Source organism: Ruoffia halotolerans (assembly GCF_014049385.1).
Classification (GTDB): Bacteria; Bacillota; Bacilli; order Lactobacillales; family Aerococcaceae; genus Ruoffia; species Ruoffia halotolerans.
The window spans coordinates 84,025-95,329 of the sequence record NZ_JACAOA010000006.1 but is presented as its reverse complement, the minus strand read 5'-3'; the positions used below and the strand labels follow the sequence as shown (position 1 = coordinate 95,329).

General features: G+C 34.5%; 13 protein-coding genes. 4 read left to right on the top strand and 9 right to left on the bottom strand.

Annotation, left to right across the window (positions count from 1 at the left end; genetic code table 11):
- Positions 1-159: 159 nt before the first annotated feature.
- The 3 genes from HW423_RS03675 to HW423_RS03665 are packed head-to-tail and all read left to right on the top strand — an operon-like array spanning position 160 to position 2,267.
- The gene (locus tag HW423_RS03675; RefSeq protein WP_218930595.1) at positions 160-666 is read left to right on the top strand and encodes a divergent PAP2 family protein; all 507 of its coding nucleotides are present in this window, start codon (positions 160-162) and stop codon (positions 664-666) included.
- A gap of 21 nt (positions 667-687) precedes the next feature.
- Positions 688-1,692: an NAD(P)/FAD-dependent oxidoreductase gene (locus HW423_RS03670; RefSeq protein ID WP_218930594.1), complete on the top strand. Its 1,005-nt coding sequence runs from the start codon at positions 688-690 to the stop codon at positions 1,690-1,692.
- Between the two features lie 11 nt (positions 1,693-1,703).
- Positions 1,704-2,267 carry a phosphatidylglycerophosphatase A family protein gene (locus HW423_RS03665; RefSeq protein WP_218930593.1) on the top strand — a complete coding sequence of 188 codons (564 nt, stop codon included), beginning with the start codon at positions 1,704-1,706 and terminating at the stop codon, positions 2,265-2,267.
- Between the two features lie 35 nt (positions 2,268-2,302).
- Here the strand turns inward: HW423_RS03665 and HW423_RS03660 are convergent, their stop codons facing one another.
- The 5 genes from HW423_RS03660 to HW423_RS03640 form a co-directional block, all read right to left on the bottom strand.
- Positions 2,303-2,926 carry a TIGR01906 family membrane protein gene (locus HW423_RS03660; protein ID WP_218930592.1) on the bottom strand — a complete coding sequence of 208 codons (624 nt, stop codon included), beginning with the start codon at positions 2,924-2,926 and terminating at the stop codon, positions 2,303-2,305.
- Complete coding sequence (locus tag HW423_RS03655) at positions 2,926-3,699, bottom strand: TIGR01457 family HAD-type hydrolase (RefSeq protein WP_218930591.1); 774 nt, start codon at positions 3,697-3,699, stop codon at positions 2,926-2,928. Before HW423_RS03655 ends, HW423_RS03660 begins: the two co-directional genes overlap by 1 nt.
- Entirely contained in the window at positions 3,696-4,358 is a 663-nt protein-coding gene (locus HW423_RS03650; protein ID WP_218930590.1) for a YutD family protein, read from the bottom strand. The genes HW423_RS03655 and HW423_RS03650 overlap by 4 nt, the downstream gene beginning before the upstream one ends.
- A 1-nt stretch (position 4,359) precedes the next feature.
- Positions 4,360-5,748 (bottom strand): bifunctional metallophosphatase/5'-nucleotidase, encoded by a 1,389-nt coding sequence (locus HW423_RS03645; RefSeq protein ID WP_218930589.1) that lies wholly within the window; start codon positions 5,746-5,748, stop codon positions 4,360-4,362.
- A 93-nt stretch (positions 5,749-5,841) separates the two neighbouring features.
- A complete protein-coding gene (locus tag HW423_RS03640) occupies positions 5,842-6,474 on the bottom strand; it encodes a hypothetical protein (protein WP_218930588.1) in 633 nt (210 codons plus the stop codon).
- 177 nt (positions 6,475-6,651) lie between these two features.
- Between HW423_RS03640 and HW423_RS03635 the strand changes: the two genes are divergently transcribed.
- The gene (locus HW423_RS03635; RefSeq protein WP_218930587.1) at positions 6,652-7,500 is read left to right on the top strand and encodes a DegV family protein; all 849 of its coding nucleotides are present in this window, start codon (positions 6,652-6,654) and stop codon (positions 7,498-7,500) included.
- Positions 7,501-7,547: 47 nt separating this feature from the next.
- On the opposite strand, the gene HW423_RS03630 is transcribed toward HW423_RS03635, so the two are convergent.
- From HW423_RS03630 to HW423_RS03615, 4 genes are all read right to left on the bottom strand, one after another.
- Positions 7,548-8,690, bottom strand: coding sequence for an alpha/beta fold hydrolase (locus HW423_RS03630; protein ID WP_218930586.1), 1,143 nt, complete (start codon positions 8,688-8,690; stop codon positions 7,548-7,550).
- Complete coding sequence (locus HW423_RS03625; RefSeq protein WP_218930585.1) at positions 8,691-9,476, bottom strand: hypothetical protein; 786 nt, start codon at positions 9,474-9,476, stop codon at positions 8,691-8,693.
- A 104-nt stretch (positions 9,477-9,580) separates the two neighbouring features.
- Positions 9,581-10,468: a polysaccharide deacetylase family protein gene (locus tag HW423_RS03620; protein WP_235956275.1), complete on the bottom strand. Its 888-nt coding sequence runs from the start codon at positions 10,466-10,468 to the stop codon at positions 9,581-9,583.
- Positions 10,469-10,600: 132 nt separating this feature from the next.
- Positions 10,601-11,167: a GNAT family N-acetyltransferase gene (locus HW423_RS03615; RefSeq protein WP_218930584.1), complete on the bottom strand. Its 567-nt coding sequence runs from the start codon at positions 11,165-11,167 to the stop codon at positions 10,601-10,603.
- Between the last annotated feature and the right edge of the window lie 138 nt (positions 11,168-11,305).

Genomic DNA, 11,305 nt, shown 5'->3' with positions numbered 1-11,305 from the left:
ATTATATACTAATCCACTTTGTTGTGTTTAACAAATGTTTTAATAGTTATATCAAATAATTTTTGATATTATTGAAGGAGAATTATAAAAAATTTTATTTCAAAAGATACTTAGGCATCTAGTTTAATTAAGATAAAAAATAAGAAGGTTGGTTTAATTATGAATTTCCCTTTAATTGCGTCATTGAGTTCAATATTATTTGCACAACTGATTAAATATCCTATAGCTTATTTAACCAATCGAAAAAGTGCAAAATTAAATTTAATCACTTCTACAGGTGGTATGCCCAGTTCTCACTCGGCTGCAGTTAGTAGTTTAACGACGGCTTTGATTTTAGAATATGGTTTTAATTCACCATACGTAGCCATATCTACTGTATTTGCAGTCATTATCATGTTCGATTCGATGGGGGTCCGTCGTCAAAGTGGTGAACAAGGTATTGTCTTGGATATATTAGCCCGTAAACATTTAGCTGAGATCGATTATATATCTGATGATATAAGCTATGATGAAATCGAGGATAACCCTTTGATTTTAAGTTATGATATTGATAATTATGAAAGAATGATAATTAACCGTTATTTAGGCCATAAACCGAGTGAAGTTATTGTTGGTACTCTAACTGGTGGTTTTGTTGCCATGTTTCTACGTTTAGTTTTATTATAATATTATAGAAAGTGTGATACTTTGAGTTTTGAAGAGTCCTTGTTTGATATAACAATTGTTGGCGGAGGGCCTGTCGGTTTATATACTGCCTTTTACGCAGGCTTACGAAATGCGAGAACAAAGATTATAGAAAGTCTAGAATGTTTAGGTGGACAACCTGCCCATCTTTATGCTGAGAAGAACATTTATGACATACCTGGTTATCCTGCTATTAGAGGCGATGAATTAGAACGAAATCTTATTCAACAAATTTCTCGCTTTGATATTTCGATTCAATTAGGAGAAGAAGTTTTAAATGCAAATAAAAAGATGACTGAGGATGGCATCGAATATTTTGAAATTATTACTAGTGAACAAATTCATTATTCACGTACCATTATCTTAGCAATCGGAAATGGTGCCTTTTCTCCTAGAAAATTAAAATTACCAGAAATTGAGAAATATGAAGAAAGTAATCTACATTACTATGTTAATAACATCGAACAATTCACTGGAAGAACAGTAGCAATCTGTGGTGGTGGTGATTCTGCGGTTGATTGGGCATTAGCCTTAGAACCGCTAGCGAATAAAGTGCATTTAATCCATCGTCGTGACAAATTTAGAGCAGTTGAAAGCAGTGTGAAACAATTAGAAAATTCCACAGTCGAGTTATTGACTCCTTTTATTCCGGAATCCGTCAACGGTGATGATAGTCGTATTCAATCGATTAATTTGAAGAAAGCTAAATCAGATGAGATAATTACTTTGGATGTGGATAACTTTATTGTCAGTTACGGTTTTACATCAAGTATTGGCGAAATTAGAAATTGGGGATTCAACCTCAATCGGAATACAATTGAAGTCAATGCTCAATACGAAACGAATATAACTGGCATCTATGCTGTTGGAGATATTGCCAACTATGAAGGCAAAGTAAGAATTATTGCGACAGGCTTTGGTGAAGCTCCCCAAGCAGTGAATGATGCCTTATTAAAAATAGATCCAACAAACGTTAACCCTCCAATTCACAGCTCAGATTTATTCTAAGGAGAGATACTATGAAAAAAGATGAACAATTCATAAAACAAAGTCGTCTAGAGGATCAAGCTCACTACTTATTAAAAGAGCGTGGCGTTAAATTAGAGTCAATAGCAGAAATTGTCTATGATCTACAAAAAGACTACATTGATGATTTAACTTTAGACTATTGTTTAGAAAATATTATTGCGGTGATGAAGAAACGTGAAGTTCAAAATGCAGTTATCACAGGTATTGAAATTGATATCGCAGCGGAGAGACAACAGTTCTCACCTGTCTTAAATGATTTACTGATGCGAGATGAAGGATTATATGGCATTGACGAAGTATTAGTCTTATCCATCGTTAATGTTTATGGCTCAATTGGTCTAACCAACTTTGGTTATGTTGATAAATTAAAACCTGGTATTATTGGTGAGTTAAACGATAGCAAAGATGAACATTGTAATACGTTCATTGATGATATCGTTGGCGCACTTGCTGCAGCAGCTGCAAGTCGAATCGCCCATTCTCAACCTCAAACAGATGAGGTGAATGTTAATACTACACCTAAAGAGTCTTATGAAGATTCACATGAAAATTAAGAAAAAGTGATGAGCCCGCAGACTCATCACTTTTTTTATTTATTCCAATATACAATTTTTCGAATAGCTAAGATAATTAATTCATAAACTAATAAGGCAATGATGAATAACATCATGAAAAATTCCTGAGGGAGTACAGTTATAACCGGATCTTCCAAAGGATTAAACAGCCATAAATCATTATTAAATAGCAATTGATGGAAAAGAATAAACACTTGATCAAATGCGACAACAATGAAAAATAATAAAATCAATGGAAAGGCTAATTTAAATGTAAAATGAGGTGCCATAACTAATTGCCAATTCCGTTTATTAATGTACGAAATGACCCAAATCGTTAACACGAATAAAATCACTAAGATGATAAAACTAATAAAGAATAATACCTTTACCTCTTCAAAATGCTGTGCCCCGCCTTCTGACATACTAAAGTAAGGCATATTTAAATCATGGACTGTTGGATTCACTAAATAGCTTAACATAGTATCATAATTTTCAAGTAACTGCGCTTGAGTTAAACCTGAGATGTCTGTTAAATTAAACCATCCAATACATAATCGGTATAAAAATGGTGATATAAAGATGACAGTTGTAATTGATGAGCACATTGCAAATAAAAGGATAATAAAACTGCTCACTATTCGTTTTAATATATCCATTATTCATGCTTCCATTCTGAAAGTGATTCGATGATATAAGTTGGTTGCTTTTGAATCAATTCTAAGTCTTCTCTCACTGTGACACCTGTTAAAACTAACAGCGTATCCATATCCATATTCATTCCCGCCATAATATCTGTATCGTAGTTATCTCCAATCATTAAAACCTTGCTTTTATCAATCCCAAGTTGCTTAAGTGCCCCTTCCATGATTGGTTTATTGGGCTTACCGATAATAATCGGTTCTTTTCTTGTCGCAAATTGTATAAAGGCAGTAATAGCACCCGAACTTGGATTCATTCCAGTTTCAGTTGGTATTAATCGGTCTGTATTCGTCACCACATATTCAGCTCCAGCAAGGATTGCTTGAACAGCGACAGTTAACTGGTCGTAAGTAACATCACGTTTTAAACCTTGGACAACAACATCAATCGGTTTACTCGGATCAACCGTAAAATTTCTATCAAGCAATTGCTCTTTTAAAGCTGCTTCTCCTAGTACATAAACATTCGCTCCTGGATGATGTAATTCAATATAATCTCCTAAAGCAATAATTGAAGTATAAACATGAGAAGAATCAATTGGAATATCATAATATGAATTTAAATTATGAACGATTTCCTCAACCGTCTTTGTTGCATTATTTGTCACTAATTTAAAAGGGAAACCAACATCAAGTAAATGACGGATAAATACCTCAGCTTCTGGAATTCGCTCTTTCCCACGATACGTCGTCCCATCGAGATCGACTAAATAACCTTCATACTTTGTCATTCCTTAGTTGTCACCTTCTTAATTACGAATTTTTTATCATTAGTCACTTTTTCACTGACTTTCTCAGTGACTTTTTTTGGTTTGTTTATTCCACCTTTCGTTTGATTCTTTTTAAAGGCTTTTTTACGACGAATATTTTTGGGTTTAAAGTTAGTATCTTCTGCTTTTTCTTTGTCTGTTGTAGTTGTTACATGAGGTGTTTTTGGTCTTTGGTTTTTCGGTTTCCTTGAAACATTCTTTTGTTTAGTTTCGCGCTTCTCTAATTGATGGTACTTCTCTACGGCTTCCACCTTACCTAAGACAAAGTAAGCCGCCCCAAAATTACAATACTCTTTAATATAGTCATCTAAGAAATCAATTTGTTGATCGCGTGGCACTTTGCGTCTTCCTAACTGATAAAATCCTCTTAGACGTAACTGATCATGCCCCCAGTCTCCAACAATAAAATCAAACTTTTCAAAGAATGGTTGATACCGATTCGTAAAAGCTTCTTGTTCAAACCCTTCTCGGTAATTCTTTATCAAACGGTATTCTTGTTTGCTAATTTGAATTGTTTCATCGTCGATAATATAGATTTGTTTATCTTCGACTTCTTCACCTTGAATAATGTCATCTAAAATAGATTCAAGTTGATTTGTCATGGTATTTTTATTACTCAAATCACTTGCCTCCTTCTATTGGATATGTTTTTTCTAAATAATTTCGAACTACGTGTCTTAAAAAATCTGGGAAAATTAATTTTGGATTTCCATAATCACCAATCGTTGGGAAAAAAGGTAAGAACCAAATATGATCCACCGTCACAAACTGATAGTATTTGTCGTCAATAATCACTTCTCCATTTACTTCCCACTGATGTTTTAGTTCATTAAAAGCAATGCCCTTAAAAATTAGTTCTCCAAATATCTTACCACGAAAACCAAGTCCATTGATTAATTTGTATCTTAAATCATCTGCTTGTTGGTTCATTTCAGCTAGCATTTCTTTTAAATGCAACCCATTCATCTCCACTACAGCTAAATGCATCGGATGAGGTAGTGCTTCATGTAAGAGATGTTCAGTAATGAGCCCTCTATGCAAATCACTTAAAAATAAACCGGAACTTAATATTGCATTTTCAACCCCAGTTGCTTTTGTAATCGCATTGAGTGCCATTTGAATGAATGAATTGGATCCCGTTGTTTGAAGTGCTTGAAAAGTTTCAGGAATTTGAGCAACCCGGCGTTCCTCAAGTAGCTTTATTCCTTCTTGTTTATAATAATCCGATTCTTTTGGCAGATTATATCTTTGACTCAATTGATGAATGGAAAGAACTTCTGCAGACATCTGCCAAGTATCTGTTGCTTGATCAAAATACAAATCGATTGAACCAACAAAATTACCGTATTTTCCTGCTGCGCAAAGAAAGCTTTGATTCTCCCATTCTCCTTCAACAAGAACATGATGAGTATGTGCTCCGATGATTAATTGTATTTCAGGAAATAGATTCGCAATATAGCGGTCTGTTTCTAAACCTAGATGTGATAGCAAAATAATTAAGTCCGTGTCTTCTTTATCTATAAGATGAAGAGTGTCCTGCAAGCTATCAATAGGATTCTCAATGGTATATCCATTTAAGTGATAAGTTTCATAAGGTGCAGTTAAGCCGATAAAGGCCACTTTCATATCGTCAATCTCTTTGTATACGATATTTTCAGCATAGGAAGGAACTTCTTGAGTATCTTTATCAAATAAATTCGCAATGGTTACTGAATAATTTGCTCGACTATATAAGTCGCTTAGGCGTTCTTTAGAAAAGTTTAAACCTTCATTATTCCCAAGTGTCACGACATCATACTTCGCTTCATTGAACAAATCAACGATGACCTTCCCATATGTTGCTTCAACCAAAGGGTGTACAGAGTCCATAGCATCACCAATATCAATGGTAAGAAGTGCCTCTCCTTTAACTGATGCAAGGGACCGGTTCTCTTCTATAAACTTCGATATTAAAGGCCAATGTTCTAATTGTCCGTGTATGTCATTGGTATGTAGTATTTTTAGACGCAATGTGTACACCTCTTTCATTATACATTTCTTATAGATTATAATACAAAAAAAGACCGAACTTCAATCCCTAGGGAATGGAAGTTCGGAAATATCCTAAACTAAGACGGGTGTCAAAGTTCCTAAGAATATAAAGGCCACAACAAGAACAAGAGCCAATATTAAAACATAAACTAACCATTTTTCCGGAAGTTTTGGAATAGGATACTTAACTACAAAACTTGCACCAAGAATAATATAAGCAACTGCTAGAACATATTGAAATATATTCATTGGTATTATATAACCTAACAGTGAAATAATCGGTATGATAATCGCACTTGCTTCTAAAGGAAGTCCTTGTGTCTTCCCTTCTAACTGTTCACCTTGAAATTCAATCGCTTGGTTAAAATGCGCAAGTCGAATGATAACAGCTAAAATATATAATGCCGCGACGATGACCGATAATACCGATCCTAAAGATAAAGAAATTAATAATGACGCTGGTAACAATGCATAAACAACGGTTTTACTTAAGACATCAAATTCCAAATCAAATGAAATCTGAGCATCTTCTCGCTCAAACATCGCTGTGAAACGGTAACTAAAGATATAACCGACTGAAGCGATAATTAAGGAGATAATTGTATATTGAGATTCTCCAATCATTGAAAACCCAACACCGACCGCTCCAAAGAACATACTAAACAGTGTGAGTGCATTGGATTGATTAATTTTACCTAAGAACATTTGACACACCCTTTCATACTATATGTAATCGTTATTATTATTATTGTACCTATTTATTACCTCATTTACAATTGATAGATGGATTCTTCGTCAATAACGCTTGTCTTCATCGCTTAGAATTGAAATGACAAGATAGTTACTATATAATTATTATAATGCATACATGAGGTGATTAATGTGAAAAAATGGAAAATTGTTGTCGACTCAGGGTCGTCAATTCGTGAAATAGAAACAACAAACCAAAACATCGCTTTGGAAATCGTTCCATTAATGATAAATATTGGTAATGAGGTTTTTGTAGATAGTGCAGACCTAGATATTGCGAACTTCTTATCAGAACTAAAAGATACAAAACAAAAAACATCAAGTGCATGTCCTTCCCCAGAAGTCTATGCACAACGATTTGAAGGTGCAGAGAATGTCATCTGCTTTACCATCTCTTCTCAACTTTCAGGTAGTTACAATAGTGCTTCTTTAGGAAAAGACAATACTTTAGAGAGAAATCCTAACGCAAACATTCATATCTTTGACAGTCGATCAGCTGGTTCAGAGATGGACTTATTGGCTAAAAAAGCATTTGAGTTAGCTGAAACGGAGGCTGATTTCGATACCGTCGTAAAAGAATTGAATGCTTACCATGATAATCTAGATATCGCATTCTTATTAGAATCTGTAGATAACTTAGTTAATAATGGGCGTGTGTCTAAGATTTTAGGTCAAATGATTGGGTTATTAGGTATTCGCTTAATTGGTAACCGAACGCCAGAAGGTACAATTCAATTGGCTCATAAATCAAAAGGTCAAAAGAGAGCGTTAAAAACTTTAATTAACGAATTAAAATCTAAAGGTTATAACGGTGGAGAAATTGAAGTATCTCACGTTCTTAACCCAGATATTGCCAACGCGTTTAAAGAAGAAATTCTAAAAGAATATCCAAACGCTAAAATTACTACACGTGTAACGAGTGCACTATGTAGCTATTATGCAGAGCATAATGGTATGATCGTTGGTTTCGAAACAAATTAATATTTAAAAAAAAAGCGACAATTAAAAATTGTTGCTGTTTTTTTATTTTAACTATATTGCTTCAAAAAATAACTGATTAAACTGAAGTATGGTTTAGTAATCTCATCATGTTCTTGGAAAATACAATGTCCAGCATTGTCTACCGCTATAAGTTCAACTTGAGGTAAGTAGGTAGCGGCTGTAAAAATTCCATCCTCGCGAACAACTTTGTCTTCGACAGATCGAAATACTAGTAATGGGGTTTCAATATTCTTCAAAGCTAATTCATCCACTATCAAATTCAGTTGCTCTAATGATGTCGCCAACCAATTATATGTTCCCCCAGAAGTTGGATGAGCAACTGACTCCAATCGCAAATTAAATGCATATTTTTCTCTTTGCTGACTATGTGTTAAATATGGATTCGGAATATATTCAGATGCATCCGTTGATGCTTCTATGAATTCATTACTTCCTTGAGCGGGAAGGGGCTTATGACCTAAGTTCAGTAAACCGGCACCACTCGCTACTGCATGAGCTAAAGATCTAGGATATGGATATGTATTGACACTAAACATTGGTGAAGATAATATAGCTGCTTTAATTAGCTTTGGGTATTTCTTAATTAATCCTGTACTTACTGCCCCACCCATTGAATGAGCGAATAAGAAAAAGTGCTCGTTCAATTCATAAGTCTCTTTAACACTTTCAATCACTTCTTTTAAATCTTCAATATAGTAATCAAAATGTTGAATATCAATTAAAGAATTACGAGTTTCAACTCTTGAAGATCCATGACCTCTCGCATCATAAATAAGCACATTATAATTGAGTTGCAATAAATAATATACAACTTCAAAATACATCTCTTTATACTCATTAAAGCCATGAACAATAAAGACAGTTGGACGATTGCTATCTTTTAAATAAAATAAATATGATAAAGCAACATCACCCACCGGAATTTCTCCAGAATGTTCATATTGCTCAATATATGGTCGAGCGATAATGTTCATATCTCGGTCATAATGCTCTTCTTCAATCCAAGCTAAGTTCGCTTGCAATGACATGTCTACTTCATTTAAATTGACCTCTGCTTGGTAACTTTGTTTGCGCGGATGTTTTAGTCGATAAGCAAAATCATAGGCAAGTAAGCCTAAGGTGCCCTTAACAAGACCTTTTAATAATTTAGACGTTAAACTTTCCTTCAATTAAATTCCCCCTTCAGTATCCGAAACTAATGACACAACTAATCTCACATATGGTACTTCATCGACACTATAATCTGTCGGTGCTGCGTAGATCGAAATATATTGGCTTTGATAAATATCATAATTGGATAATGATACGGCATCAACATATACATCAAATAAATAATCTGCTAAAATCTTTTCATTCTCCCAAGTTGTCAGATGAACATCCCCGGCGGAGATGTAGAGTTCATATAAATTCTCACCTAAGCGATACTCTGCATCCGAAACACTTGGAAATTGGGCTCTAAAATCAGCTCCATCAGCCGTTATAGAGCTTAAATAATGATACTCCCCCATCTCTTCCACTCGCCTCAAGACACCTTCTTCAAGATGCTCGCCAAATTGAATTTGCTCCCAACCTTTCGTTCCTCGCAAGTGATTCATTTGTCTTAAAAATGCATCATTCAATGCACGATTATCTAACGCCGCATTAAATTGATTGGCAGATTGTTTTGCAATCGCATAATTATCATCCGACAATATTTTTTCGTGGATTTGATAGGGAACTTGATTTCCTGGTTGGGCGTATCCTGAAATATATTCGGAAATAACTTCGTCATTTTCAACGTTGTTTGGTAATTTCATTACCTCTCTCATAATGAGATTAAAAGATTCGTTCACATTTAATGATTCATCATTTAAAGTCGCTTGTATAAAATTTTGGTTCTGAAAATAACCAAATAACACTAATAGTATAATAAAACTTAATTTAAAGTAAAAACTCTTTGGAAATTTATTTGTCATGAATCTCTCCTATCATTCAACTAATACCTATAATATCAGAATCATAAGTAAAACAAAAAAGATTTAAACTAGATTAATGTCTAACTTAAATCTTTTAATACCAATTATAAAGGTTCTGTACTATTCTGTTGGTGTTGGATCAAATACGGGTCAACGATATGGTAGCCCAACTCGCGGTAGCCATCAATCATTGTTGGTAAAGCATCCAACGTCCACGAACGGTCATGCATTAATATGTTTGCTCCAGGTCGAATATATGTATTATCCAATGATACGGCTGCTAATTCAGGACCAGATAAATACTCATCCATCCAGTCATAACCAAATGACCATGTCATTAATTGTAAGCCTAACTCATTACAAATTAAGATAGTATCCATATTAAACAATCCGAAAGGAGGTCTAAACCAACGTACGGGTGCGCCAGTAATCTCTTCGACTACTTGATTCGTTGCGACAATCTCATTGTATTGTTCTTCATATGTCAATTCACGTAAATTCGGGTGAGTATGTGTATGGTTTCCAATTTCAAAGCCCATATCATGCACTTGTTTGGTAATCTCTCTGCCCCACTCCGACTCTAGATACATACCGTTAACTAGGAAAATAGCATTAACATCTTTTTCTTTCATAACTTGAGCCATCTCGAGCGCATAGCTATCTGGTTCTTGTGGCGCATCATCAAAAGTAAATAATAAGACATCTTCAGAAGAATTTCCATCTAATGGGAGGATTTCTGAAGAAATATCTGGATCTGCATGCATATAGTAGGCATATCCTTCTTCATTCGGTTGAGCGTAGTTTCCATAATCAGTCCAAGCTGCACGGACATTATCAGATTTGACAATATTATTCTCCGTTGCCACCGCTTCTTCTGTAATCTGGATTTGTGGTATATCTTCGGGTATCTCTTCAGCCTGTACCCAAGAAAGAATTGGCATATTACCAAGCAATACTGTACCTAAAAGTACCTTCAAAAAGACCTTCTGCATCGACTTACTTCCTCCTGTTAATTGTATAATTATTTTATAAACGCAATATCAACGATATTTATGTCATATAATCCCATTCTACAATAACTTTAATAAGTTTAAAAGCAGATAGTATAAACAATCCAGGTAATTTTAATAAATAGAGAAAGATAAACTCTCTGTTGGCAATACTTCAGATTGCTCCGGCTCTGCGACAAGTTTTTTACCAAACCATTTAACATCATGCCATTGGCCGAATTTGTAGCCTGCCTGAGGGAATGTACTGAGCAATTGAAAGCCATTCTTTTCATGGAAGCGAATACTTCTTTCGTTCGTTGCTACAATGTTCGCAATTATTTGTGTCATACCTAAAGCAGTTAATGTTCTTTCTAAAGCTGTGAATAGTGATTGGCCGACACCTCGAACAGGTGTATCTTCAGCTACATAAATACTCAAAGCGCACGTATTAACTAGATTCAGCATAAATGAAATTTCACTCACATAAACAAAACCAACGATGACTCCTTCGTATTCTGCTACTAAAAAAGGCAAATGACTTTGAGCTTCGATAATCAATTGTTCATAATACGAAAGGGTCCCTACTGTTTCCTCTAAGTTAAACACAGTATTCAATATATAGGGTGTATAAATTTGTTGTATTTGCTTCGCATCCTCAACCTGTGCGGGACGAATCATTAATTGTTGTGACTGAAATTTCATATAAACCTCCTTGTATACTTTTTTAAAACAAAATAATTATAGCTAATTATTTGAAATAAGCAATCACTTTTTGTCACTTTTATTGTAAAGTTTATATACAGTTTCAACCTCTCACAAAAAGTTGATATTACGGTCTTT